24 protein-coding genes and 1 tRNA gene are annotated in these 23,976 nt (G+C 64.1%); 6 read left to right on the top strand and 19 right to left on the bottom strand.

Features of this window, described 5'->3' with window-relative positions; genetic code table 11:
• Positions 1-3: 3 nt before the first annotated feature.
• From AC5ZFO_RS11220 to AC5ZFO_RS11130, 19 genes are all read right to left on the bottom strand, one after another.
• Entirely contained in the window at positions 4-1,512 is a 1,509-nt protein-coding gene (locus AC5ZFO_RS11220) for an NADH-quinone oxidoreductase subunit M (RefSeq protein WP_282523424.1), read from the bottom strand.
• Positions 1,513-3,585 (bottom strand): NADH-quinone oxidoreductase subunit L, encoded by a 2,073-nt coding sequence (gene nuoL / locus AC5ZFO_RS11215; protein WP_282523425.1) that lies wholly within the window; start codon positions 3,583-3,585, stop codon positions 1,513-1,515.
• Positions 3,586-3,593: 8 nt separating this feature from the next.
• Positions 3,594-3,902, bottom strand: a complete 309-nt coding sequence (gene nuoK / locus AC5ZFO_RS11210; protein ID WP_008547737.1) for an NADH-quinone oxidoreductase subunit NuoK — start codon at positions 3,900-3,902, stop codon at positions 3,594-3,596.
• The gene (locus AC5ZFO_RS11205; protein WP_282523426.1) at positions 3,899-4,537 is read right to left on the bottom strand and encodes an NADH-quinone oxidoreductase subunit J; all 639 of its coding nucleotides are present in this window, start codon (positions 4,535-4,537) and stop codon (positions 3,899-3,901) included. The genes nuoK and AC5ZFO_RS11205 overlap by 4 nt, the downstream gene beginning before the upstream one ends.
• Positions 4,538-4,546: 9 nt before the next feature.
• The gene (gene nuoI, locus AC5ZFO_RS11200) at positions 4,547-5,041 is read right to left on the bottom strand and encodes an NADH-quinone oxidoreductase subunit NuoI (protein WP_014494864.1); all 495 of its coding nucleotides are present in this window, start codon (positions 5,039-5,041) and stop codon (positions 4,547-4,549) included.
• A gap of 7 nt (positions 5,042-5,048) precedes the next feature.
• Entirely contained in the window at positions 5,049-6,116 is a 1,068-nt protein-coding gene (gene nuoH, locus AC5ZFO_RS11195) for an NADH-quinone oxidoreductase subunit NuoH (RefSeq protein ID WP_063982981.1), read from the bottom strand.
• A 4-nt stretch (positions 6,117-6,120) separates the two neighbouring features.
• Positions 6,121-8,196 carry an NADH-quinone oxidoreductase subunit NuoG gene (nuoG, locus tag AC5ZFO_RS11190; protein ID WP_282523427.1) on the bottom strand — a complete coding sequence of 692 codons (2,076 nt, stop codon included), beginning with the start codon at positions 8,194-8,196 and terminating at the stop codon, positions 6,121-6,123.
• Positions 8,197-8,201: 5 nt separating this feature from the next.
• Complete coding sequence (gene nuoF / locus AC5ZFO_RS11185) at positions 8,202-9,527, bottom strand: NADH-quinone oxidoreductase subunit NuoF (protein ID WP_014494861.1); 1,326 nt, start codon at positions 9,525-9,527, stop codon at positions 8,202-8,204.
• 15 nt (positions 9,528-9,542) lie between these two features.
• The gene (locus AC5ZFO_RS11180) at positions 9,543-9,743 is read right to left on the bottom strand and encodes a hypothetical protein (RefSeq protein ID WP_028149053.1); all 201 of its coding nucleotides are present in this window, start codon (positions 9,741-9,743) and stop codon (positions 9,543-9,545) included.
• Entirely contained in the window at positions 9,743-10,354 is a 612-nt protein-coding gene (gene nuoE, locus AC5ZFO_RS11175; protein WP_282523428.1) for an NADH-quinone oxidoreductase subunit NuoE, read from the bottom strand. Before nuoE ends, AC5ZFO_RS11180 begins: the two co-directional genes overlap by 1 nt.
• A gap of 10 nt (positions 10,355-10,364) precedes the next feature.
• A complete protein-coding gene (locus AC5ZFO_RS11170) occupies positions 10,365-11,327 on the bottom strand; it encodes an FkbM family methyltransferase (protein ID WP_282523429.1) in 963 nt (320 codons plus the stop codon).
• Complete coding sequence (locus AC5ZFO_RS11165) at positions 11,327-12,523, bottom strand: NADH-quinone oxidoreductase subunit D (RefSeq protein ID WP_282523430.1); 1,197 nt, start codon at positions 12,521-12,523, stop codon at positions 11,327-11,329. The genes AC5ZFO_RS11170 and AC5ZFO_RS11165 overlap by 1 nt, the downstream gene beginning before the upstream one ends.
• A 2-nt stretch (positions 12,524-12,525) precedes the next feature.
• Positions 12,526-13,137, bottom strand: a complete 612-nt coding sequence (locus AC5ZFO_RS11160; protein ID WP_014494856.1) for an NADH-quinone oxidoreductase subunit C — start codon at positions 13,135-13,137, stop codon at positions 12,526-12,528.
• A gap of 11 nt (positions 13,138-13,148) precedes the next feature.
• Entirely contained in the window at positions 13,149-13,736 is a 588-nt protein-coding gene (locus AC5ZFO_RS11155) for a NuoB/complex I 20 kDa subunit family protein (protein ID WP_061847881.1), read from the bottom strand.
• The gene (locus AC5ZFO_RS11150) at positions 13,727-14,092 is read right to left on the bottom strand and encodes an NADH-quinone oxidoreductase subunit A (protein WP_094977661.1); all 366 of its coding nucleotides are present in this window, start codon (positions 14,090-14,092) and stop codon (positions 13,727-13,729) included. The genes AC5ZFO_RS11155 and AC5ZFO_RS11150 overlap by 10 nt, the downstream gene beginning before the upstream one ends.
• A gap of 248 nt (positions 14,093-14,340) precedes the next feature.
• Positions 14,341-14,571 carry a hypothetical protein gene (locus tag AC5ZFO_RS11145; RefSeq protein ID WP_496122080.1) on the bottom strand — a complete coding sequence of 77 codons (231 nt, stop codon included), beginning with the start codon at positions 14,569-14,571 and terminating at the stop codon, positions 14,341-14,343.
• Entirely contained in the window at positions 14,571-15,707 is a 1,137-nt protein-coding gene (locus tag AC5ZFO_RS11140; protein WP_282523431.1) for a PepSY-associated TM helix domain-containing protein, read from the bottom strand. Before AC5ZFO_RS11140 ends, AC5ZFO_RS11145 begins: the two co-directional genes overlap by 1 nt.
• A gap of 22 nt (positions 15,708-15,729) precedes the next feature.
• Positions 15,730-17,979: a TonB-dependent siderophore receptor gene (locus AC5ZFO_RS11135; RefSeq protein ID WP_496122094.1), complete on the bottom strand. Its 2,250-nt coding sequence runs from the start codon at positions 17,977-17,979 to the stop codon at positions 15,730-15,732.
• Between the two features lie 175 nt (positions 17,980-18,154).
• A complete protein-coding gene (locus tag AC5ZFO_RS11130; RefSeq protein ID WP_496122079.1) occupies positions 18,155-18,670 on the bottom strand; it encodes a MarR family winged helix-turn-helix transcriptional regulator in 516 nt (171 codons plus the stop codon).
• Between the two features lie 184 nt (positions 18,671-18,854).
• Here AC5ZFO_RS11130 and AC5ZFO_RS11125 point away from each other — a divergent pair, with 184 nt between their 5' ends.
• From AC5ZFO_RS11125 to pepT, 6 genes are all read left to right on the top strand, one after another.
• On the top strand, positions 18,855-20,045 hold the full coding sequence (locus AC5ZFO_RS11125; protein ID WP_282523433.1) for an aromatic ring-hydroxylating dioxygenase subunit alpha: 1,191 nt from the start codon (positions 18,855-18,857) through the stop codon (positions 20,043-20,045).
• Positions 20,046-20,165: 120 nt separating this feature from the next.
• On the top strand, positions 20,166-21,461 hold the full coding sequence (locus AC5ZFO_RS11120) for a spinster family MFS transporter (RefSeq protein ID WP_282523434.1): 1,296 nt from the start codon (positions 20,166-20,168) through the stop codon (positions 21,459-21,461).
• 142 nt (positions 21,462-21,603) lie between these two features.
• Complete coding sequence (locus AC5ZFO_RS11115) at positions 21,604-21,807, top strand: hypothetical protein (protein WP_071913352.1); 204 nt, start codon at positions 21,604-21,606, stop codon at positions 21,805-21,807.
• Positions 21,808-21,966: 159 nt separating this feature from the next.
• Positions 21,967-22,043, top strand: a tRNA-Asp gene (locus AC5ZFO_RS11110).
• Positions 22,044-22,238: 195 nt separating this feature from the next.
• Positions 22,239-22,568 carry an HU family DNA-binding protein gene (locus AC5ZFO_RS11105; RefSeq protein WP_282523435.1) on the top strand — a complete coding sequence of 110 codons (330 nt, stop codon included), beginning with the start codon at positions 22,239-22,241 and terminating at the stop codon, positions 22,566-22,568.
• A gap of 104 nt (positions 22,569-22,672) precedes the next feature.
• The gene (gene pepT, locus AC5ZFO_RS11100; protein WP_282523436.1) at positions 22,673-23,923 is read left to right on the top strand and encodes a peptidase T; all 1,251 of its coding nucleotides are present in this window, start codon (positions 22,673-22,675) and stop codon (positions 23,921-23,923) included.
• The last annotated feature ends 53 nt before the right edge of the window (positions 23,924-23,976 follow it).

Raw genomic sequence — 23,976 nt, 5'->3', positions numbered from 1 at the left:
CGATCACTGGAGCAGTGCGGCGGCCTTCACGGCCGTCACAGCGGTGTTGTAATTGTTGACGAGTTGCTGGACCGAGACGGCCGACATATCGAGCACCGGCTTCGGATAAACGCCGAACAGGATCGTCAGCGCGATCAGCGGGAACAGCGTCACGCACTCGCGGAAAGTGAGATCCTTCATGCTCGTCAGCGACGGCTTGACCAGCGCCCCGAACACGACCTTGCGGTAGAGCCACAGCGCGTAGCAGGCCGACAGGATCACGCCTGTCGTGGCGAAGAACGCGGTCGGGATCGAGACCTTGAAGGTGCCGAGCAGCGTCATGAACTCGCCGACGAAGCCGGAGGTACCGGGCAGACCGACATTGGCCATGGTGAAGACCATGAAGGTCAGCGCGTAGAGCGGCATCCGGTTGACGAGGCCGCCATAGGCCGCGATCTCGCGGGTGTGCAGGCGGTCGTAGACGATGCCGACGCAGAGGAACAGCGCGCCGGAGACGATGCCGTGCGAGATCATCTGGAACATGCCGCCGGCGACGCCCTGCATGGTGCCGGCGAAGATGCCCATGGTGACGAAGCCCATATGCGCCACTGACGAGTACGCGATCAGCTTCTTCATGTCCTCCTGCATCAGCGCGACCAGCGAGGTGTAGATGATGGCGATGGCCGAGAGCGTGAAGATCAGCGGGGCGAAGTCGTGCGAGGCCAGCGGGAACATCGGCAGCGAGAAGCGCAGGAAGCCGTAGCCGCCCATCTTCAGCAGGATCGCAGCCAGCACCACCGAGCCCGCGGTCGGCGCCTCGACGTGGGCGTCGGGGAGCCAGGTGTGCACCGGCCACATCGGCATCTTCACCGCGAACGAGGCGAAGAAGGCGAGCCACGCCCAGGTCTGCAGCGACCGCGGCACGGCGGTGTGCATCAGGGTCGGGATGTCGGTGGTGCCGCCGTTCCAGTACAGCGCCATGATGGCGAGCAGCATCAGCACCGAGCCGAGCAGCGTGTAGAGGAAGAACTTGAAGGACGCGTAGACCCGGCGCGGACCACCCCAGACGCCGATGATCAGGAACATCGGGATGAGGCCGCCCTCGAAGAACAGGTAGAACAGCACGAGATCGAGCGCCGAGAAGGTGCCGATCATCAGCGTTTCCAGGATCAGGAACGCCATCATGTATTCGCGGACGCGGTTGGTGATCGCCTTCCAGCTCGCGATGATGCAGAACGGCATGATGGCGGTGGTCAGGATCACCAGCGGCAGCGAGATGCCGTCGACGCCCATGTGGTAGGTGATGCCGGTGGCGAGCCAGTTCGCCTTCTCGACGAACTGGAAGTCGGCGCTCGACGGATCGAAGCGCATCACCAGGATCACCGACACCGCGAAGGTGATCAGCGTGGTCCACAGCGCGATCCAGCGCGCATTGCGCCGGGCCGCCTCGTCATCGCCGCGGCTGAGATAGACGATCAGCGCGCCAACCAGCGGCAGGAACGTCGTGACCGAAAGGATTGGCCAGGTTGTCATTTACTGGCCTCCAAAGCCGAACATGAACCAGGTGATCAGGCCGGCGGCGCCGATCAGCATGGCGAACGCGTAGTGATAGAGATAGCCGGTCTGGATCTTCACCACGTTGCGGGTGACGTCCAGCACGCGGGCCGAGATACCGTCGGGGCCGAGGCCGTCGATGATGAAGCCATCGCCCTTCTTCCAGAGCTGATATCCGATCCACTTCGCCGGACGGACGAAGATGAGATCGTAGAGCTCGTCGAAGTACCATTTGTTGAGCAGGAACTGGTACAGCATCGGCTGGGTGTTCGCGAGCTCGACCGGCAGATACGGCCGGCGGATGTAGAACAGGTACGACACCAGGAAGCCCAGCACCATCATCACCGTCGGCAGGAAGGCGATGGTCTCGGGGATGTGGTGCATCTCCTCGATGATGTGCGGGTTCATCTTCACGGACTCGCGGAAGAACTCCTCGACGCCGTGACCGGCGAACAGCTCCTTGAACGGGAAACCCGCGACGATCGAGCCGACCGCGAGAACGCCGATCGGGACCAGTATCCAGAGCGGAGCCTCATGCGCAGCCTCGTAGTGATGCTCGTCATGGGGCTCGCCGTGGAAGGTCTTGAAGATCAGGCGCCAGGAGTAGAACGAGGTCAGGCCGGCGGCGACGACCGTCATCACGAAGCCGTACATCGCGAACGGATTATGCGAGGCGTAGGCGGACTCGATGATGGCGTCCTTGGAGAAATAGCCCGCCGTGAGCGGGAAGCCCGTGAGCGCCAGCGTGCCGATCACCATCACCGCATAGGTGTAGGGGATCTTGCGCCAGAGGCCGCCCATGTTGCGGATGTCCTGCTCGTGGTGCATCGCGTAGATCACCGAGCCGGAGCCCAAGAACAGCAGCGCCTTGAAGAAGGCGTGCGTGAACAGGTGGAACATGCCGACCGAATAGGCCCCTGCTCCCATCGCCACGAACATGTAGCCGAGCTGCGAACAGGTCGAGTACGCGACGATGCGCTTGATGTCGTTCTGCACGAGGCCGATGGTCGCGGCGAAGAACGCCGTGGTGGCGCCGAAGAACATCACGACGGCCTGCGCATTCGGCGCGAGCTCGAACAGCGGCGACAGGCGCGCCACCATGAACACGCCGGCGGTGACCATGGTCGCGGCGTGGATCAGCGCGGAGACCGGGGTCGGGCCTTCCATCGCGTCCGGCAACCAGGTGTGCAGCAGGAACTGCGCCGACTTGCCCATCGCGCCCATGAACAGCAGGAGGCAGGTCAGGGTCAGCGCGTCGGCATGCCAGCCGAGGAAGTCGATGGTCTTGCCGGTCAGGCTCGGCGCCGCATGGAAGATGGTCTCGAAATCGGTCGAGCTCGTCAGCATGAAGATCGCAAAAATGCCGAGCGCGAAGCCGAAATCGCCGACGCGGTTGACCACGAAAGCCTTGATCGCCGCCGCGTTCGCCGACGGCTTCTGGTACCAGAAGCCGATCAGGAGATAGCTGGCGAGACCCACGCCTTCCCAGCCGAAGAACAGCTGCACGAGGTTGTCGGCCGTCACCAGCATCAGCATGGCGAAGGTGAACAGCGAGAGATAGCCGAAGAAGCGCGGCCGGTACGGATCCTCGTCCATGTAGCCGATGGAATAGAGGTGCACGAGCGAGGACACGGTCGTCACCACCACCAGCATGACGGCGGTGAGCGTGTCGACCCGCAGCGACCAGTAGACCTGGAGGTCGCCGGAGAGGATCCAGGGCAACAGCGGAATCCGCATGTCGTGGTGCATGAAGCCGACATCGACCAGCGTCATCCAGGACAGCGCCGCCGAGACGAACAGCAGAGCGGTCGTGATCAGCTCGGCGCCGCGCGAGCCCGCGGCCGGCGGCTCGACCGGGCCGTGGTCGTCATGCGCGTGATCGTCGTGGCCATGATCATCATGGGCAGCCGACGCGTGCGCGTCGCCGTGGCCATGGTCGCCGTGATGCTCGACCGCGTCACCCGAGGGGTTGCGGGCATGCGCGCCGAACAGCGCGATCAGGCCGGCAAGGATGGCGCCCAGCAGAGGCAGAAAGACAATCGCCTGAACCATGACTGAGCTCAGCCCTTCATCAGATTGACGTCCTCAACCGCGATCGAGCCGCGGTTGCGGAAATAGACCACCAGGATGGCGAGACCGATCGCGGCTTCCGCAGCCGCAACAGTCAGCACCAGCAATGCGAAGACCTGGCCGACGATGTCGCCGAGGAAGGTCGAGAATGCCACGAGGTTGATGTTGACCGAGAGCAGGATCAGCTCGATCGACATCAGAATGACGATGATGTTCTTGCGGTTCAGGAAGATGCCGAGGATCCCGAGCGTGAACAGGATCGCGCCGACCGCCAGATAATGTCCGAGCCCGATCGTCATTTCACCCACTCCGCCGCGTCGCTGTCCTGGAGCCCCTGCCCCGGCGCCACCTTGCGCATCGCCATCGCCATCTCGGGCGTGCGTGCATTCTGAACGTTGATGTCCTGCCGCTTCACGTTCGCCTTGTGGCGCAGCGTCAGCACGATGGCGCCGATCATGGCGACCAGCAGCACCATGCCCGAGAGCTGGAAGTAGTGGATGTACTTCGTATAGAGCACGAGCCCGAGCGCCTCGGTGTTGCTGACATTGGTCGGGATCGCCGCCGTGATCGTCTTGGAGACGCCGGGGTTGATGACCCAGAAGCCGACGGTGAGCAGCAGCTCGAACAGGAAGATGCCGCCGATCACGAGGCCCACCGGCAGGTACTCGATGAAGCCCTCGCGCAGCTCGAGGAAGTCGACGTCGAGCATCATGATCACGAACAGGAACAGCACCGCGACGGCGCCGACATAGACGACGATCAGGATCATCGCGAGGAATTCGGCGCCCATCAGCACGAACAGGCCGGAGGCGTTGACGAAGGCCAGGATCAGGTACAGCACGGAGTGCACGGGATTGCGCGAGACAATCACCATCACCGCCGAAGCGACGCAGACGCCGGCGAAGAGATAGAAGAACAGCGCGGGAAGGATCATGCTCTCATCTCACCGGTACGGCGCGTCGAGCTCGATCGCTTTCGCGATCTCGCGTTCCCAGCGGTCGCCATTGGCGAGCAGCTTGGCCTTGTCATAGAACAGTTCCTCGCGGGTCTCGGTCGCGAACTCGAAGTTCGGACCTTCGACGATGGCGTCGACCGGACAAGCCTCCTGGCAGAGGCCGCAATAGATGCACTTCACCATGTCGATGTCGTAGCGCACGGTGCGGCGGGTGCCGTCGTTGCGGCGTGGGCCGGCCTCGATGGTGATGGCCTGCGCAGGGCAAATGGCTTCGCACAGCTTGCAGGCGATGCAGCGCTCTTCGCCGTTCGGATAGCGGCGCAGCGCATGCTCGCCGCGGAAGCGCGGCGAGATCGGGCCCTTCTCGAAGGGATAGTTCAGCGTCGGCTTCGGCTGGAAGAAATAGCGCATGGCGAGGAAGAACGCCGAGACGAATTCCGACAGCAGGAGCGAGCGTGCAGTGGCGTTGACATTGATACCCATGACGGCCTCACTTCGGCGCGATGCCGGCGAAATGCAGCACGCCAGCCACCACGACCACCATCGCCAGCGACAGCGGCAGGAACACCTTCCAGCCGAGGCGCATCAGTTGGTCGTAGCGGTAGCGCGGCACGATCGCCTTTGCCATCGCGAACAGGAAGAACATGAAGAACACTTTGAGCGAGAACCAGATGATCCCCGGCACCCAGTTGAAGGGCGGCAGGTCCACCGGCGGCAACCAGCCTCCGAGGAACAGGATCGTCGCCAGCGCGCACATCGTGACGATCGCGACATACTCGCCGAGCATGAACAGCAGATACGGCGTCGAGCCGTATTCGACCATGAAGCCGGCGACGAGCTCTGATTCAGCTTCCACGAGGTCGAAGGGCGGACGGTTGGTTTCCGCCAGCGCCGAGACGTAGAAGATCACGAACATCGGGAACAGCGGCCACACATACCAGTTCAGGATGGTGAGCTGCGGCAACCCGATCAGGCTGGCGAGGCCACGGGCATGCTGGGCCTCGACCACGGCCGACAGGTTCAGCGTACCGGCGCAGAGCAGCACCGTGATGATGACGAAGCCGATCGAGACCTCGTAGGACACCATCTGCGCCGCCGAGCGCAGCGCGGCCAGGAACGGGTATTTCGAGTTCGACGACCAGCCGGCCATGATGATGCCGTAGATCGACAGCGACGAGATCGCGAAGATGAAGAGCACGCCGACATTGATGTCGGAGATCACCCAGCCGAGATTGGTCGGGATCACCGCCCAGGCCGCGAGCGCGAGCACGCATGAGACCAAGGGAGCAAGGAGAAACACGCCCTTGTTGGCGCCGGACGGGATGATCGGCTCCTTCAGCACGAATTTCAGCAGGTCGGCGAAGGACTGCAGCAGGCCCCAGGGGCCGACCACGTTCGGGCCGCGACGGATCTGCACCGCAGCCCAGATCTTGCGGTCGGCGAGCAGGATGTAGGCGATCGCGACCAGCAGGACGACGAGCACCAGGACGCTCTCCGCGACCATGATGATCAGCGGCCAGAGGAAACCGGTCCAGAATGCGCTTTCGAAGAATTCCATCGGCTCACTCCGCTGCGGTCAGCATCTGCCCGGAGGCAAGCCGCGAGCATTCCGCCATCACGGCGGACGCACGCGCGATTGGGTTGGTCAAATAGAAGTCCTCGATCGCCGCCTTGAACGGCGCCTTCTCGGGCGAACCGCCCTTCCCGGCCAGCTTCTTGATCTGGTCGGCGGAACCGGCCTCGATCTGGTCGAGACGGATCAGGTGCGGCACGGCCTTGAAGATCGCCTGGCGAAGCGCCGACAGCGAATCGTAGCCGAGCTTCTTGCCGAGCGCCTCCGACAGGGCGCGCACGATCGCCCAGTCCTCGCGGGCTTCGCCCGGCGGGAACGCGGCGCGGCCGGTCATCTGCACGCGACCTTCGGTGTTGACGTAGATCGCGGACTTCTCGGTGTAGGCGGCGGCCGGCAGGATGACGTCGGCGCGATGCGCGCCGCGGTCGCCATGGGTGCCGATATAGACGACGAAGGTGCCATCCGACGGCTTGATCTCGTCGGCGCCAAGCAGGAACAGCAGGTCCAGCGTGCCGAAGGTCGTCATCTGCGCCGCGTTCAGCCCGCCCCCACCGGCGACAAAGCCGATGTCGAGTGCGCCGACGCGCGAGGCGGTCTCGTGCAGCACGGCAAAACCGTTCCAGCCGTCCTTCACCGCGCCGACATCGAGCGCGAGCTTGGCGGCGGCGGCGAGAATGGCGGCGCCGTCGTGACGCGAGGCCGCGCCCGCGCCGACCAGGATGATCGGGTTCTTGGCGTTCTTCAGCACGTCCATGAAGGAGTGCTTGCCGGCCGCGAGCTCGCCGAGCGTGTCGGTGCCCGCACCCAGATGATCATAGTCGTAGGTCAGGTCGACCTTGGCGCCGATCACGCCGACCTTGAAGCCGCCGGCGCGCCAGCGCTTGCGGATGCGGGCGTTGAACACGGCCGCTTCCTTGCGCGGATTGGCGCCGATGATGAGCAGCGCGTCGGCCTGCTCGACGCCGACCAGCGTCGGATTGAAGATGTAGGAGCCGCGGCCGAGCGCGGGATCGAAGGCGTCGCCGCCCTGCACGGCCAGATTGCCCGAGCCGTATTTGGCGAGCAGGTCCTTCAGCGCGAACATCTCTTCGACGCCGGCGAGGTCGCCGGCGATCGCGCCGATGCGCTTGCCGTCGGTGCGCGCCGCCTTCGCGGCGATCGCGGCGAAGGCTTCGGGCCAGCTCGCAGCGCGCAGCTTGCCGGCTTCGCGGATATAGGGCCGGTCGAGGCGCTGGGTGCGCAGGCCGTCGACGACGTGGCGGGTCTTGTCGGAGATCCACTCCTCGTTCACGGCCTCGTTGATGCGCGGCAGCACGCGCATCACCTCACGGCCGCGGGTGTCGACGCGGATCGCCGAGCCGACGCCATCCATCACGTCGATCGACTGAGTCTTGCCGAGCTCCCACGGGCGCGCCGCAAAAGCATAGGGCTTCGAGGTCAGCGCGCCGACCGGGCAGATGTCGACGAGATTGCCCTGCAATTCGGACGTCAGCGCGTGCTCGAGATAGGTCGTGATCTCCATGTCCTCGCCGCGGCCGGTGGCGCCCATCTCGGGCGCGCCGGCGACTTCCGCCGAGAAGCGGACGCAGCGCGTGCACTGGATGCAGCGGTTCATCGAGGTCTTGACCAGCGCGCCGAGGTATTTGTCCTCGACGGCGCGCTTGTTCTCGGCGAAGCGGCTGGTGTCGACACCATAGCCCATCGCCTGGTCCTGGAGGTCGCACTCGCCACCCTGGTCGCAGATCGGGCAGTCCAGCGGATGGTTGATGAGAAGGAATTCCATCACGCCTTCGCGCGCCTTCTTCACCATCGGCGAACGCGTGGAGATTTCCGGCGGCTCGCCCTTGGGGCCCGGACGGCAATCGCGCACGCCCCAGGCGCAGCTTGCGACCGGCTTCGGGCCGCCCTTCACTTCGACGAGGCACATCCGGCAATTGCCGGCGATCGACAGCCGCTCGTGATAGCAGAAGCGCGGAATCTCGGCGCCCGCGGCTTCGCACGCCTGGAGCAGCGTGTACTCGGCGGGGACATCGATCTCTTTGCCGTCGATGATGAGCTTGGTCATTCTCTCTACTCCGCCGCGACCATGTTCACGGGATCGCGGACGCCGATATCGTCGATGTCAGCCTTGTGCGAATACTGGTCGATGCGCGCTTCGATCTCGTGACGGAAATGCGCGATCAGGCCCTGGATCGGCCAGGCGGCTGCGTCGCCGAGCGCGCAGATGGTGTGGCCTTCGACCTGTTTCGTCACCTCCAGCAGCATGTCGATTTCGCGCTTGTGGGCGCGGCCGTCGGCCATGCGGGTCAAGACGCGCCACATCCAGCCGGTGCCTTCGCGGCACGGCGTGCACTGGCCGCAGCTCTCGTGCTTGTAGAAATAGGAGATGCGGGCGATGGAGCGGATCAGGTCGGTCGACTTGTCCATCACGATCACGGCCGCGGTGCCGAGGCCCGAGCGCAGCTTGCTCAAGCTGTCGAAATCCATCGGCGTGTCGATGATCTGCTCGGCCGGCACCATGCGCACCGAGGAGCCGCCGGGGATCACGGCCTTGAGGTTGTCCCAGCCGCCGCGGATGCCGCCGCAATGCTTCTCGATCAGCTCACGGAACGGAATGCCCATGGCCTCTTCGACGTTGCAGGGCCGCTCGACATGGCCGGAGATGCAGAACAGCTTGGTGCCGACATTGTTCGGACGGCCGATGCCGGCGAACCAGGCCGCGCCGCGGCGCAGGATGTCGGGCGCAACCGCGATCGACTCGACGTTGTTGACGGTGGTCGGGCAGCCAAACAGGCCGACATTGGCCGGGAACGGCGGCTTCAGGCGCGGCTGGCCCTTCTTGCCCTCGAGGCTTTCGAGCAGCGCGGTCTCCTCGCCGCAGATATAGGCGCCGGCGCCGTGCGCGACGTAGATGTCGAACGGCCAGCCGTTGACATTGTCCTTGCCGACGAGCTTCGCCTCATAGGCCTGGTCGATCGCGGCCTGGAGATGCTCGCGCTCGCGGATGAACTCGCCGCGGACATAGATGTAGCAGGCATGCGCGTTCATAGCGCAGCTCGCGATCAGGCAGCCTTCGATCAGGAGATGCGGATCGTGCCGCATGATCTCGCGATCCTTGCAGGTGCCGGGCTCGGATTCGTCGGCGTTGACGACGAGATAGCTCGGCCGGCCGTCGGTCGATTCCTTCGGCATGAACGACCATTTCAGGCCGGTCGGGAAGCCGGCACCACCGCGCCCGCGCAGGCCCGAGGCCTTCATCTCGTTGATGATCCAGTCACGGCCCTTGTCGATGATATTCTTCGTACCATCCCAGGCGCCGCGGCGCCGCGCGCCCTCGAGCCCCCAATCGTGGAGGCCGTAGAGGTTCTTGAAGATGCGGTCCTTGTCCTCGAGCATTTCAGTGCTTTCCGATCAACGATTGGACTGCTTGTAGGCGAGTCCGGCGGCGCAGACGGCGAAGGTCAGCGCCCAGAGTAGACTGCTCTCCTGCGTCGCGTTCATCACGAAGCGCTGCAGCAGGAACATGAAGGCGGCCGCGACCGCGGCGTGCATGGCGACGAAGCCCCATTTGTTCACGGCCTCGTTCCCTCCAATTGCGGGGAGATCACGCATCAGGTGATCTCCTTCAGCGTGGTCGGCCCACCCGTCGGCGCCGAGAACTGGCGGCCGTTCTGCGGACCCGGCTTTGGCGGATTGCCCGAGGCGAAGCCGTCGAGCACCTTGCCAAAGGTCTCCTTGGTCAAATCCTCATAGGTGTCCTTGCCGATCAGCACCATCGGCGCATTCACGCAGGCACCGAGGCACTCCACCTCTTCCCAGCTGAAATTGCCGTCCTTGGACAGATGGAACGGCTCGTGGTGGATGCGATGCTCGCAGACGTGGATGAGATCCTCGGCACCGCGCAGGCGGCACGGCGTGGTGCCGCAGACCTGGACGTGGGCCTTCTTGCCGACGGGAGCGAGCTGGAACATCGTGTAGAAGGTCGCGACTTCCAGCACGCGGATATAGGGCATGTCGAGCAGATCGGCGACGGCGCGGATCGCGGCTTCCGACACCCAGCCGTCGTGCTGTTCCTGGACGCGCCAGAGGATGGCGATGACAGCGGAGGCTTGCCGGCCGGCCGGATATTTCGCGATCTGCTGCTTGGCGAATGCGAGGTTCTCGTCCGTAAACGCAAAGCTCGCGGGCTGGACTTCCTTCGGTGCTAATCGGCGAACAGACATCTCTTATCTCTCACTGCATACGGCGCGCGGTTTTCGCATTCAGGGCATCGATCCTGTCCTGCCAAAATGCGCTTGCGGTGCCGAAAACGTTGTAGCCGACGTGGGTCGAGACCTTGATGCGGTCGAGGATCGACAGCTCGGTCACGGTCTCCATCCGGTTGCTGCGCGGATCGAACACGATCAGCTTCAGCGGCGTCTGTTCGAGGATAAAGCGCGACACCGCATGGCTGCGATCGCTGCCGTGCTCTTCACACATGATGACGCTGTCGGTCTCGAGCAGCCGTGCGCCGCCCTTGATCGCCTCGATCTCGACGCCCTCGACGTCGAGCTTGATCAGGTACTTGCCGTGGGCCGCCACCTTGCCGTCGTCGATCAGATTGTCGAGCGCGATGACAGGCACGTCCTCGCCGCCCGCCGACGGTGCGCCGGCGATGCTGAAGGCCTCATGCTTGGTGCCTGACAGCCGCGCGGTGCCACGTGCCGCACCGATCGCGCATTTCAGGGTCTCGAAGCGGTAGCCGTTGACGCGGGCGTTGTTGGCGAGCTTCGGATAGTTCTGCCCCGATGGCTCGATCGCAATCGCCTTGTGCGACCCGAACGGCTTGCTCGAGACCAGCACCGACCAGTAGCCGTAATTGGCGCCGCAATCGAGCAGCGTGTAGTCGACGTCGATGGAGTCGGCGAACAAGACCTCCAGCTCGTCTTCGTAGTTGTACGAGCGGTTGAGCAGCTTGCTCCAATAGCCGTCGCCGTAGGGGAATTCGAACACGGCGTCGGGATTGAGCCTGATCGCGATGTTGCGCTCGGGCAGCGTTTTCCGCAGCAGGTTCGCGCAGGCGATGTAGCCCATATGCGAGAAGTGCGACGAGATCTTCGATCCCGTCACCAGCGCCAAGGCAGCCGTCCGCTCCCACAGGTTGGCCCCTTCAAGGGCCCCCGAGGCACGGTCAAACTGGATTGGCGCCTGCGCCATCACCGATCGACCTCTCCGAACACGATGTCGAGCGAGCCGAGGATCGCCGAGACGTCGGCGAGCAGATGGCCGCGGCAGATGTGGTCCATCGCCTGCAGATGGGCAAAGCCCGGCGCGCGGATCTTGCACTTGTAGGGCTTGTTGGTGCCGTCGGAGATCAGATAGACGCCAAACTCGCCCTTCGGCGCCTCGACCGCGGCATAGACTTCGCCAGCCGGCACGTGGACGCCTTCGGTGTAGAGCTTGAAGTGGTGGATCAGCGCTTCCATCGAGCGCTTCATCTCGCCGCGGCGCGGCGGGGCGACCTTGTTGTCCTCGACGACAACAGGCCCCTTCCCGTCGGCAGCATTCAGCTTCTGGATGCACTGCTTCATGATGCGCACGGACTGGCGCATCTCTTCCATGCGGATCAGGTAGCGATCGTAGCAGTCGCCGTTCTTGCCGATCGGGATGTCGAAATCCATCTCGGCGTAGCACTCATAGGGCTGCGACTTGCGCAGGTCCCAGGCCGCGCCCGAGCCGCGCACCATGACGCCCGAGAAGCCCCACTCCCAGGCTTCCTTGAGCGGCACCACGCCGATGTCGACGTTGCGCTGCTTGAAGATGCGGTTGGCGGTGAGGAGGCGGTCGAGGTCTTCCACGACCTTCAGGAACGGATCGCACCAGGCCTCGATGTCGTCGACCAGCTTCTGCGGCAGGTCCTGATGCACGCCGCCGACGCGGAAGAAGGCTGCGTGCATACGGCTGCCGGAGGCGCGCTCGTAGAACACCATCAGCTTCTCGCGCTCTTCGAAGCCCCACAGCGGCGGGGTCAGCGCGCCGACGTCCATCGCCTGCGTGGTGACGTTGAGGAGGTGCGAGAGGATGCGGCCGATCTCGCAATAGAGCACGCGGATCAACTGGCCGCGGCGCGGCACCTCGATGCCGAGCAGCTTTTCAGCGGCGAGACAGAAGGCATGCTCCTGGTTCATCGGCGCGACGTAGTCGAGCCGGTCGAAGTACGGGATCGCCTGGAGATAGGTCTTCTGCTCGATCAGCTTTTCGGTGCCGCGGTGAAGCAGGCCGATATGGGGATCGACGCGGGCGACGATTTCGCCGTCAAGCTCCAGGACCAGACGCAGCACGCCATGCGCGGCCGGATGCTGCGGGCCGAAGTTGATGGTGAAATTGCGAAGCTGTTCGGGTTGCTCGTTCATGATCAGACCTTCGGTCCCGCCTTCTCGTCACCGGGAAGCGGATAGTCCGCCCCTTCCCACGGCGAGAGGAAATCGAACTTGCGGAATTCCTGGTTGAGCCGGACGGGCTCGTACACCACCCGCTTCTCCTGGTCGTCGTAGCGAACCTCGACGAAACCGGTGGTCGGGAAATCCTTGCGCAGCGGATGACCCTCGAAACCGTAATCGGTCAGCAGGCGGCGCATGTCGGGGTGACCGACGAAGAACACGCCATAGAGATCGTAGGCCTCGCGCTCGAACCAGTCCGCGCCCGGGAACACGTCGATCAGCGACGGCACCTGCGTGGTCTCGTCGGCCTGCGCCTTGAGCCGGATCCGCGTGTTCAGGGTCGGAGACAGGAAGTGATAGATCACGTCGAAGCGTTTTTCGCGCGACGGATAGTCCGCGGCCGTGATGTCGGTGAAGTTGATGAACCGGCATTTCGGATCGTCGCGGAGGTACTTGACCACCTCGACGATCTTGCTGGCCTCGACATCCACCGTGAGCTGGTTGAAGGCAACCGAATGACCGATGGCGGCGCCCGGAAGCGCGCTAACGATCGTCTGCCCCAGGGCGTCGAGCTTGGCGTCGTCCATGACGTAAAACCTTAGCGTTCGATGGTGCCGGTGCGGCGGATCTTCTTCTGCAGCAGCAGCACGCCGTAGAGCAGCGCTTCCGCCGTGGGCGGGCAGCCCGGCACATAGATGTCGATCGGCACGATCCGGTCGCAGCCGCGCACGACCGAGTAGGAATAGTGGTAGTAGCCGCCGCCGTTGGCGCAGGAGCCCATCGAGATGACGTAGCGCGGCTCGGGCATCTGGTCGTAGACCTTGCGCAGCGCGGGCGCCATCTTGTTGGTCAGCGTGCCGGCGACGATCATCACGTCGGACTGGCGCGGCGAGGCCCGCGGGGCGAAGCCGAAGCGCTCGACGTCGTAGCGCGGCATCGAGACTTGCATCATCTCGACCGCGCAGCAGGCGAGACCGAAGGTCATCCACATCAGCGAGCCGGTACGGGCCCAGGTGATGAGGTCGTCGGTCGCGGCCACGAAGAAGCCCTTGTCGGACAGCTCGGAGTTGACCTCGAGGAAAAACGGATCATTGGCGCCAACCGGCCTGCCGGTCGACGGATCAAGGATGCCCTTGGGGGCCGGCGCGACGACCGGACCTGTGGACGATGCAGGGTTCAATCCCATTCCAGTGCTCCTTTCTTCCATTCATAGGCGAACCCGACCGTGAGCACGCCGAGGAACACCACCATGGACCAGAAGCCGGTCGCGCCAAGCTTGCCGAACGCCACCGCCCAGGGAAACAGGAACGCCACCTCGAGGTCGAAGATGATGAAGAGGATGGCGACCAGATAGAAGCGGACGTCGAACTTCATGCGAGCGTCGTCGAAGGCGTTGAAACCGCACTCATACGCCGACAGCTTTTCCGGGTCCGGCTGCTGGAACGCCACGATGAAGGGCGCGATCAGCAGCACGAGGCCGATGATAGCAGCTACCCCTATAAAGACGACGAGTGGAAGATAGTTCTGCAGAATGCCGCTCATTGACGAGCCCTTTTTCCCGTAGCCTCGGGACAGCCACGGATTCGTCCAGTTTGGAATTGTTCTGAGCCTTAGCGCAGTGCACCAATGGGCGCAAGACACGCTCTTTTTAGGCCCTTTGCCGCCCCCAGAACGATAGAAATCCCGGAATCACCCCGCGGCTGGTATGGAGCAGATCGCCAATCCCAGCAAGGGCGGCCACAGTTTTGCAGGGCAGCCGTTCGAGGATTGCGGCATACGGGCCGAGGCAGCTATTTGCCGCGTGTCGTCCGCGATAATTGCCCGGTTTTCTGGGTGCGGCAGCGCACCCAAACCCAGACAACGACCAGCACCGGGGCTCCCACCGTCACCCAGGCGACATACTGGCCGACCGTTCCCCAGAGCAGCGCAGCCAGCAGCCCGGTGATGGTCGCAGCCGCGAGGAGGATGGGTGCAGCAAAGACACGTATCCACAGGCCCGAGCGGTCAGAGGAGCCATGCATCACGACGGGACCGGGGTTCGTCTGGCGAATGCGTCGGTCCGAGCGGGCGCGCGCTTGCGCCGCCGTGCCAGCCAGAGATAGAGGCCGCTGCCGATCACAACGATCGTAAGAATGTCGAGCACGGCCCAGATCACCTTGAGCGGCATCCCGCCATAATCGCCGAAATGCAGCGGCTGCGAGATCAGGAGCGCCTGGAGATAGACCGGCAGCGCCCGGCTGTCGGCGACCTCCCCTGTTTCGCCGTCTAGCAGGACCGGCTTGAGGAGCCGCGCCGTCAGCGCCGTATCGCCGCGCATGAAGGCGGCGAAGTGGTGCGAGGAGGTGAACGGCGTTCCCGGAAACGCGATGAAGGCAACCTCCATCCCGGGCGCCGCCTGCCTCGCGCGCGCCACGACGTCGTCGAGCGAGGCCAGATGCGAGGGCGGCGGCTTGCCGGCATAGGGCGCGACCATGCTGGCAAGCTCGGTGGCCTTCCACTGGTTGAGCATCAGCTCGGCCCAGGTGTTGACGACGCCGGTGAGGCCAACCACCAGTGCCCAGGCCACCGTCGCGACGCCAATCAGATTGTGCCAGTCGAGCCAGCGCACGCGGCGCGAGGCGTGATCGCGAATGGTGGCAAAGCGCAGCCGGCGGGTGAACGGCCAGTACAGCACCACGCCTGAGATGATGGCGATGGCGAACAGCAGGCCCATCCCGCCGAGGAACAGTTTTCCGGGCTGGCCGGCGAACATGTCGGTGTGCAGCTTGAGCATGATCAGCATCGGCCCGACACCGACCGGTCCGAGCAGCTTGGTCGACACCGCATCGAACGCGCGCACGGTGGTGTTGTCAGGCAGCCCGTCGGCGGCGCCGTTGGTGAACGCGGTCACGATCCCGGGCTCGTCCTTGTCCCAGGAGATATATTGCAGCACCCGGCCGGGATCGGCGGCGAGCGCGGCGTCGGCGACGGCTTGCGTCGTCGCGCGCGCCGCGCCCGCATGAGCTTCGGGCTGGGGGGCATAGCCCAGGAGCTCATCGATCTCGTGATGGAAGATCAGCGGCAGGCCGGTCAGGCAGAGCAGCAGCAGGAAGACGGTCGAGATCAGGCTGGTCCAGGTGTGGACCACGGACCAGAGCCTGACCGTGCGCGCCTTCACGAGCCCCTCCCCTCGCCCGCGCTTACCACTTGTAGGAGACGCTGGCGGTGACGCGCCGGCGGTCGCCGTAGAAGCAGGACGTCGGGAACGAGCAGCTCGCGACATAGATCTTGTCGGTTACGTTGATCACGTTGAGCGCCGTCCGCCAGTTCTGCCATTCGTAGTGGAGCGCGAGATCGCCGAGCACCACCGCGGGAACCTCGAGGGTGTTGGCGGGGTCGGCCCAGGAGGAGCCGACATAGCGCACGCCGCCGCCGATACCAAATCCGGCAAGCGGACCGTCCTTGAAGGTGTAGTCGGCCCAGCCCGACACCAGCAGCTCCGGCGTGTTGGTCGGCGTCTTGCCCACCAGGGACGGATCGAGGTCCCTGCTGTTGAAGAGATGATAGGCCGTGAAGGCGCCGATCAGCTTCAGCTCCTTCGTGGCGTTGGCGACCGCTTCGAGCTCGATACCGCGCGAGGTCACCTCGCCGGTCTGGTTCTGCAGGAACACCGTGCCCGCAGTGGTCGACACGTTTTGACGCTTGAGGTCGAAGACCGAGGCGGTGAAATAGCCGTCGAAGCCCTTCGGCGCCACCTTCACGCCGATCTCGGCCTGTTGTCCGGTCTCCGGCAGGAACAGCTGGTTGGCGGCGTTGAGGCCGATCACAGGATTGTAGCTCGTGGCGTAGGAGATGTAGGGCGCGATGCCATTGTCGAAATTGTAGATCAGTCCGGCGCGCCCGCTGAACTTGCTGTCATCACGACTGGCGATCGTGGCGCCAGAGTCACGGGCGGCCTGCGTCGTCTCGACCCAGTCGTTGCGGCCGCTCAGCACCAGCGTGAAATTGCCGAGCTTCATCTGGTCCTGCAGATAGGTGCCGGCCTGCTTCTGCGTGATCAGGAAGTTGCGGAACGGCGCGCCCGTCAGGGGGACGTTGACGCCATAGGCGGGATTGAAGACGTTGATCGACGGAACGGTGCCGAAATTGAATATCTGGTAGTCGTCGATCTGGTAGCCCTTCAGATCGACCCCGAACAGCATCGTGTGCCGGACAGGTCCACTGTTGAAGCGATACTCGAGCTGGTTGTCGAGATTGGCCTGATTGGCGGTGTTCTTCGCATACCAATTGTAGCGGCCCATCGTGGCCGTATTGATGTTGTCCCAGCCATTGCCGACATAGCCGCGATAGGTCAGGTCGATATGCGCAAATCGCGCATTCTGGCGGAACGTCAAATCGTCGGTGAGATTGCGCTCGAACTGGTAGCCGAGCATCTCCTGCTCGCGCGTGAACTTGTCGACGCTGGGATCGCCGACGAAGAAGCTGGTCGGGATCTTGCCGAATGGCGCGTTGGTCACCGTGCCCTGATAGGGCAGGAAGTTGATGCCGCGCGTGTCCTGCTTCGAGGCCGAGGCCAGCACCGTGAACGTGGTGTCGGCATCCGGCTTCCAGGTGAACGACGGCGCGATGAAGTAATTGTTGTCGGGCGTGAAGTTGACCTGCGTCGGGCCGTTCTGGACCTGGCCGACGACGCGGTAGAACAGCTTGCCATCCTGGGGCTGTGTCGCGACGGGACCGCCGACATCGAAACCGACATAGGCGTTGCCGAAATTGTTTACGCCGGTCTCGACGTAGCGAACCGGCTCGGCCGGCGGCAGCTTGCTGATGACGTTGACGATGCCGCTCGGGCTCGATCCGCCGTAGAGCACCGCCGAGGGGCCGCGCAGCACCTCGACACGCTCCATGTTCGGCGGTTGGAGCTTCCAGCTCGCATAGGAGGTGTAGAACAGCTGCATGCCGTCGAGGAACAGTCCGACATCGTCAGACTTGAAGCCGCGGATCAGCCACCAGTCGTTGCGGGTGTCGGCGCCGAAGGTGCCGGCCCGCACGCCGGCGGTGTAGCGCAGCACTTCGTCGAGCTTGTTCGGCTTCTGGTCGCGGATCTGCTCCGCGCCGATCACCGACACCGACTGCGGTGTCTCCATGATCGGCGTGCTGGTCTTGGTGCCGGACGAGCTGCGGTTGGCGACATAGCCGTTCACCGGACCGCGCGGCGTCTCGACGAAGCCGACATTGCGCTGCTGAAGCGGTCTGCGGCTGGCGGCGGTCGCTACCGACGGCCGCGCCGGGCGGCGCACGGCGGCAGCAGGCGCGCGGCGGCGTGCTTCCGGCGCGTTGACGGTCACTGACGGCAGATTTTGCGCGCCGCTTTGTGCCGAGGATTGTGCGAGTGAAGCCTGCGGCATCAATACGAAAGCGGACGCGGTCGCCAATACGGCCGACCGCAGCATACGAAGATTGTTCAACGCGCACCCCAAGATGTCTATTTGCTTACGTCATGCCATCGTTCCCCCAACGGCATGCGTTTGCGGTGACGCTTAGGTGAGCGCGCGCGAATTCCCTAATTGAAAAGGTCTTAGAAGGACTCTTAGAAGAGATCCAATATTTCCGGAGATTGCTGCGAGATCAGCGCGAAACTTTCTCGGCTTCGAGCATCTTCTCGGCTGTCGCCGTGAGACGGTCGATCTGCGCCAGCAGGGTCTCGAACTCGTCCTTGCTCAACTGTTCCAGCAATTGCCGATTGCGCTCCTGCGCGCCTTCGACGATCGCATCATGCGCTGCGAGCCCTGCCGCGGTCAGCGCAACCAGCACCTCGCGGCCGTCCTTCGGGTTCGCCGACTTCGCGATCAGCTTGCGCGAGACGAGCTCCGCGAGCGCGCGGCTGATCTGGCCCTTGTCCTGGCCGACGGATTCGGCGAGCCGCGCCACGCTCATCGGCGGACGGCGACCAAGCGAGGCGACGAGACCGAACTCGACCGAGGATAATCCGGCGAGGCGCTTGTAGCGCAGGATCGCGCCGCGCTTGAGCAAATTGGCGAGCACCATCAGCCGTGACGACAGCATCACGGTGATCGGCGCCGGCGAATGGCTTTCGTCCGCATCGGGCGCCGCGTGCCCGTCCCTGCTCGATGTCTGGCTCATGATCCACCTCTGCCAAGAAAGCCGGGGCGTGCCAAGCGCTGGTAGCGCAACCTCCCCAACCACTTCCAAATGCGATTAAGAGGCATTTTGAAAGATCTTTGACATTGTCATCGAATTAATTTTCACTGGGGCACCGCATCAAAAAACGACCCGGCCACCAAGGCCAGCGGCGGGGAGGAACAGCATGACGATGACCCAGCGGGATCGCGATCTCGGCACCGCCTATGCGATGAAGCCGGCACACACGCGCACCGAGCTCACCTCGGTCGTTCGCGGCACGCCGATGGGCGAGTTGCTGCGCCGCTATTGGCATCCGGTCGGGCTGGTCAGCGATGCCACCGACACGCCGAAGAAGGTCCGCGCGCTCGGCGAGGATCTGGTGCTGTTCCGCGACAAGCACGGCCGCGCCGGCCTGTTGCACGCGCGCTGCTGCCATCGCGGCACCACGCTCTACTATGGCAAGGTCGAGGAAGACGGCATCCGCTGCTGCTATCACGGCTGGAAGTTCGACGCCGAAGGCCACTGTCTCGAGCAGCCCTGCGAGCCCGACGGCGGCCAGTTCAGGGACAAGGTGCGCCAGCCCTGGTACCCGGTCGAGGAGCGCTACGGGCTGATCTTCGCCTATATGGGCCCGGCCGAGAAACGCCCGGTGCTGCCGGCTTACGAATGCCTGGAAAACATGGACGAAGGCGAGTTCGTCGAAGCCGACGATTCCTCGATCGGCGGCGGCGGCCCCGCGATCATCCCCTGCAACTGGCTCCAGCATTTCGAGAACGTGGTCGATCCCTATCACGTGCCGGTGCTGCACGGCTCGTTCTCGGGGCCACAATTCACCAACATGATGGCCTCGATGCCGGAGGTGAAGTTCGACAAGACGCTGCGCGGCATCGCCGTGCGCTCGATCCGCAAGCAGGACGACGGCAAGGTGTTTTACCGCGTCACCGAAGCCGCCCTCCCCACGCTCCGCGTCGTGCCCAATCCGCGCGTGGCGCAATTTGCCCGCGTCGAGTCGATCGGCTGGACGCTGCCGATCGACGACACCTCGTTCCGCATCTACGTCGCCGGACGCGTCAAGAACTCCGGCGACATCGGCCGCATGCGCTCGAAGTTCAATGGCAAATTCTGGTGGGACATGACCGAGCAAGAGCACCAGCAATTCCCCGGCGACTACGAGGCCCAGGTCGGCCAGGGCCCGCAGACCATCCACTCCGAGGAGCATTTCGGCCAGAGCGACCGCGGCATCCTGATGATCCGGCGCATGCTGAGCGAGCAACTGGAAGCGATGGAGGCGGACCGCGATCCGATCGGCGTGTCGTTCGATACAAGTACTGCGCCGGTCGAATTCGAAGCGGGGAATTACATCCGCGAAGGCTGAGTTTTTGTTTGGCGCGTTTTCTTCACGCGAACCGGTATCCACTTCGCTCGAAAACGCTCTCGACCAGCCCCACGAAGGGCTGGACCGGCAACGACAACAAAGACAAATTGGGGGGATGCGATGGTCGATGTGACATCACAGATGTCGGTGCAAACGACTGCGGCGGCAAAGCCCCCGGCGCAGCGCTATTACGTGCTGGGCCTGCTCACCATCATCTATGCGCTGAACTTCCTCGACCGCACGATCTTCAACGTCCTGATCGAGCCGATCAAGAAGGAGTTTCAGCTCAGCGACACCATGATGGGCCTGCTCGCAGGCTTCGGCTTCGCGCTGTTCTATTCCCTGCTCGGCATTCCCATCGCGCGCGTCGCCGACCGGCTCAACCGGCGCAACATCGTCGCGGTGGCCTTTGCGTTCTGGAGTGCAATGACGGCGCTGTGCGGGGCGGCCTCGAGCGTGACCTCGTTGGCGCTGGCGCGCATCGGCGTCGGCATCGGCGAATCCGCAGGCTCGCCCGCCTCGCAATCGATCGTCGCCGATCTCTTCACCAAGAACGAGCGGCCGCGCGCGCTCGGCATCTACGCCATCGGCACCTATCTCGGCGTCTTCCTCGGCTATTTCATCGGCGGCTACGTCAACCAGCACTATGGCTGGCGGATGGCGTTCTATGTCGCCGGCCTGCCCGGCATCCTGCTCGCATTGATCCTGTGGCTGACGATCTCCGAGCCGAAGCGCGGCGCGATGCAGGAGAGTTTCGTGCCCGAGCCGCTCGGGCCGACACTGCGCTTCCTGGCCTCGCAGCAGAGCTTCATCATCGTGCTGATCGGCTTCTGCCTCACCACCTACACGAACTACGCAACGGCGGCCTGGATCCCGCCATTCCTGGCACGCGTGCACCATCTGTCGAGCGCCGAGATCGGCACCTATGCCGGCACCTTCAAGGGGCTCGCCGGCATGGCCGGCACCCTGCTCGGCGGCTTCGTGGTGGCGCAGATCAGCCGCCGCGACGATCGCTGGAAGCTGTGGGCGCCCGCGATCACCTCCGGCCTCGCCGGCCCGGTGTTCGCGCTGTGCATGCTGATCCAGGATTTCGCGATGATGGTGGCCATGCTGGCGCTGACCTCGTTCCTGGTCGGCTTCCATCTCGGGCCGATCTTCGCGATCGCGCAGACGGTGGCCAAGCCGAGCATGCGGGCGCTCGCCTCCGCCCTGATCGCGCTCACCGCCACCTGCTTCGGCCAGGGCGTCGGCCCGCTCGCGGTCGGCATGGTCAACGACGCCCTGAAGGGCACCTATGGCGCGGACGCCGTACGTTATTCCCTGCTCTCGGCGGCGGTCACGACCACACTGGGAGCCCTGCTGTTCGTCTGGGCGGCCCGCACGATCCGGGACGATATCGGCCGGGCGGCCGCCTGAGACCCGTTCCGGCCGCCAGCCCTGCGAAACCAAGCGGGCGCATTAATGAAACCATTTTGCGGAACCCGCGAAACCATCCGGAAACAGATGGTCCTTAAGACATGAGCCGATAGACGGCGGCTAAGCCCGTCGGGAGGCTCATATGAACCACTCAATTCACTCGGCTGATCGTGGCACCCACCTGAAGATCGTGGTGGTGGCGCTGGTTGCCGGTATTCTGGTCGCCGGCTTCGGGATCGCAGCCCGCACCAATGTCGATACCAGCCAGACCGCCCAATCGGCTCACGTGATCAAGGCCGGCAAGCCGGTGGCCGTGACCAGCGCAGGCACGTCGGAGATTCGCTGACACGCCCTGTTTGGGGCTGACGGAGGCCGCCGCCTGGCGGCCTTTTTCGTTTTCCAGAGCAATGCTTAGCCGATGCGTCCTGACAAAGCGCAACGTCCTTGACTTCACCCAGCCCCGCCTTTAAGTCCCCCCTCGTTCCGCGCGCTTTCAGCGAACCACGCGGGAGTAGCTCAGTTGGTTAGAGCGCCGGCCTGTCACGCCGGAGGTCGCGGGTTCGAGCCCCGTCTCTCGCGCCATTTTGGCAATCCCTTCATAGTCTTAGCCCGAACTTTTCGACGCCTTTCGCGACACTGTCGGCGATTGCCGGCGTCCGGCGGGAACTCGTGGCATAGTCAGCCCGCGCCCGAATCGTCTACGCCTTCCAGGACTTGGAGGGATCCCCACGCTTGACCGGCTTTTCCGGGGCTTCCCTGTCATTGAGGAGGCCAGACATGGCTAAAAAGGATTCGGCCAAGAAGGATTCGGCGAAGAAGGCCGCCGCTCCCGCCACCGTCACGCTCAAGCACCTCGCCGCTGACATCGCGGAGAGCCAGGACCTCTCGAAAAAGCACGCCGAGGCCGTCCTGACCGACATGGTCGATCTGATCGCCAAGCACCTCAAGAAGGGCGACCGCGTCCGCATCGTCGGTCTCGGCATCCTCCAGGTCCGCAAGCGCGCCGCCCGCACCGGCCGCAACCCCACCACCGGCGAGGCGATCCACATCAAGGCCAGCAAGAAGGTTGCCTTCCGCCCGGTCAAGGAGCTCAAGGAAGCGATCTGATAGCTACGTTTCGTTAAGCCTGATCCGCTTCGTTCCGGCCGCATCACGGCCCGCTTTTCTGATATACCGCCTGCTCCCCAAAAGACCCGGCGGTTTGACCAGAAATGTCCTCCCTCACCTTCACGCACACCGTGACCGAACGCTTCCTGCGCTACGTCACCATCGACACCCAGTCCGATCCGGAATCCCCGGCCTCGCCCTCGACCGAGAAGCAGAAAGATCTCGGCCGCGTGCTCGCCGCCGAGCTGAAGGCCATGGGCGTCGCCGACGCGCATCTCGACGACTACGGCTACGTCTACGGAACGATCCCGGCCAATACGACCAAGAAGGTGCCGGTGATCTGCTTCTGCTCGCACATGGACACCTCGCCCGACGTGACCGGCAAGGACGTCAAGCCGCAGCTGGTGAAGGACTATCGCGGCGGCGATATCACGCTGCCGGGCGATACCAGCCAGGTGATCCGCTTCACCGAACATCCCGCGCTGAAGAACCAGATCGGCAACGACATCATCACCACCGACGGCACCACGCTTCTCGGCGCCGACAACAAGGCCGGCGTCGCCGAGATCATGGATGCTGCGCATTTCTTCATCAACAACCCCGATGTGAAGCACGGCACCATCAAGATCCTGTTCACGCCGGACGAGGAGATCGGCCGCGGCGTCGACAATGTCGACCTGAAGAAGCTCGGCGCCGATTTCGGCTACACCATGGACGGCGAGAGCGCCGGCAGCGTCGAGGACGAGACCTTCTCGGCCGACGGCGCCACCATCACCATCAACGGCGTCAGCGCCCATCCAGGCTACGCCAAGGGCAAGATGGAGCACGCGATCAAGATCGCAGCCGCCATCGTCGAGCGGCTGCCGAAGGAAGGCTGCTCACCCGAGACGACGTCAGGCAAGCAGGGCTTTCTGCATCCGATCGGCATCGACGGCGCGCTGGAGCAGGCGACGCTGTCCTTCATCGTGCGCGACTTCACCGAGGAGGGGCTGAAGGAGAAGGAAGTCCTGCTCGAGAATATCGTCAAGGACGTGATGAAGGAGTATCCGCGCTCGACCTACAAGTTCGAGGTGCGGGAGCAGTACCGCAACATGAAGCAGGTGATCGACCGTCACCCGCACATCCTCGAATACGCCATCGAGGCGATCCGCCGTGCCGGCCTGCGCCCGATGCGCACCGCGATCCGCGGCGGCACCGACGGCTCGCGCCTGTCCTTCATGGGCCTGCCCTGCCCCAACATCTTCGCCGGCGAGCACGCGTTTCATTCGCGGCTCGAATGGGTCAGCCGGCAGGACATGGAAAAGGCGGTGCAGACGATCGTGCATCTCGCCATGATCTGGGAAGAAAAGGCTTAGCACCTCTTCGTAGCGTCTCTCTTGGAGGTGATGTGGCCGGGCTTGCTCCCGGC

This window comes from Bradyrhizobium sp. Unk1, from assembly GCF_059512345.1.
The sequence above is the reverse complement of the archived record's forward strand: the minus strand, read 5'-3'. Positions and strand labels throughout refer to the sequence as shown.

Excerpts from the sequence above, each read along its gene's own strand:
- AC5ZFO_RS11160 (WP_014494856.1), bottom strand. The coding sequence starts at position 13,137 with ATGGACGACGCCAAGCTCGACGCCCTGGGGCAGACGATCGTTAGCGCG.
- AC5ZFO_RS11155 (WP_061847881.1), bottom strand. The coding sequence starts at position 13,736 with ATGGGATTGAACCCTGCATCGTCCACAGGTCCGGTCGTCGCGCCGGCC.
- AC5ZFO_RS11115 (WP_071913352.1), top strand. The coding sequence starts at position 21,604 with ATGAACCACTCAATTCACTCGGCTGATCGTGGCACCCACCTGAAGATC.
- AC5ZFO_RS11150 (WP_094977661.1), bottom strand. The coding sequence starts at position 14,092 with ATGAGCGGCATTCTGCAGAACTATCTTCCACTCGTCGTCTTTATAGGG.
- AC5ZFO_RS11120 (WP_282523434.1), top strand. The coding sequence starts at position 20,166 with ATGGTCGATGTGACATCACAGATGTCGGTGCAAACGACTGCGGCGGCA.
- nuoH (WP_063982981.1), bottom strand. The coding sequence starts at position 6,116 with ATGGAATTCTTCGAAAGCGCATTCTGGACCGGTTTCCTCTGGCCGCTG.
- AC5ZFO_RS11205 (WP_282523426.1), bottom strand. The coding sequence starts at position 4,537 with ATGATCCTTCCCGCGCTGTTCTTCTATCTCTTCGCCGGCGTCTGCGTC.
- AC5ZFO_RS11165 (WP_282523430.1), bottom strand. The coding sequence starts at position 12,523 with ATGAACGAGCAACCCGAACAGCTTCGCAATTTCACCATCAACTTCGGC.
- AC5ZFO_RS11105 (WP_282523435.1), top strand. The coding sequence starts at position 22,239 with ATGGCTAAAAAGGATTCGGCCAAGAAGGATTCGGCGAAGAAGGCCGCC.
- nuoL (WP_282523425.1), bottom strand. The coding sequence starts at position 3,585 with ATGGTTCAGGCGATTGTCTTTCTGCCTCTGCTGGGCGCCATCCTTGCC.
- nuoE (WP_282523428.1), bottom strand. The coding sequence starts at position 10,354 with ATGTCTGTTCGCCGATTAGCACCGAAGGAAGTCCAGCCCGCGAGCTTT.
- nuoF (WP_014494861.1), bottom strand. The coding sequence starts at position 9,527 with ATGCTCGAGGACAAGGACCGCATCTTCAAGAACCTCTACGGCCTCCAC.
- AC5ZFO_RS11145 (WP_496122080.1), bottom strand. The coding sequence starts at position 14,571 with ATGCATGGCTCCTCTGACCGCTCGGGCCTGTGGATACGTGTCTTTGCT.
- AC5ZFO_RS11130 (WP_496122079.1), bottom strand. The coding sequence starts at position 18,670 with ATGAGCCAGACATCGAGCAGGGACGGGCACGCGGCGCCCGATGCGGAC.
- nuoG (WP_282523427.1), bottom strand. The coding sequence starts at position 8,196 with ATGACCAAGCTCATCATCGACGGCAAAGAGATCGATGTCCCCGCCGAG.
- AC5ZFO_RS11170 (WP_282523429.1), bottom strand. The coding sequence starts at position 11,327 with ATGGCGCAGGCGCCAATCCAGTTTGACCGTGCCTCGGGGGCCCTTGAA.
- AC5ZFO_RS11220 (WP_282523424.1), bottom strand. The coding sequence starts at position 1,512 with ATGACAACCTGGCCAATCCTTTCGGTCACGACGTTCCTGCCGCTGGTT.
- nuoI (WP_014494864.1), bottom strand. The coding sequence starts at position 5,041 with ATGGGTATCAATGTCAACGCCACTGCACGCTCGCTCCTGCTGTCGGAA.
- AC5ZFO_RS11125 (WP_282523433.1), top strand. The coding sequence starts at position 18,855 with ATGACGATGACCCAGCGGGATCGCGATCTCGGCACCGCCTATGCGATG.
- AC5ZFO_RS11180 (WP_028149053.1), bottom strand. The coding sequence starts at position 9,743 with ATGCGTGATCTCCCCGCAATTGGAGGGAACGAGGCCGTGAACAAATGG.
- pepT (WP_282523436.1), top strand. The coding sequence starts at position 22,673 with ATGTCCTCCCTCACCTTCACGCACACCGTGACCGAACGCTTCCTGCGC.
- nuoK (WP_008547737.1), bottom strand. The coding sequence starts at position 3,902 with ATGACGATCGGGCTCGGACATTATCTGGCGGTCGGCGCGATCCTGTTC.
- AC5ZFO_RS11135 (WP_496122094.1), bottom strand. The coding sequence starts at position 17,979 with ATGCTGCGGTCGGCCGTATTGGCGACCGCGTCCGCTTTCGTATTGATG.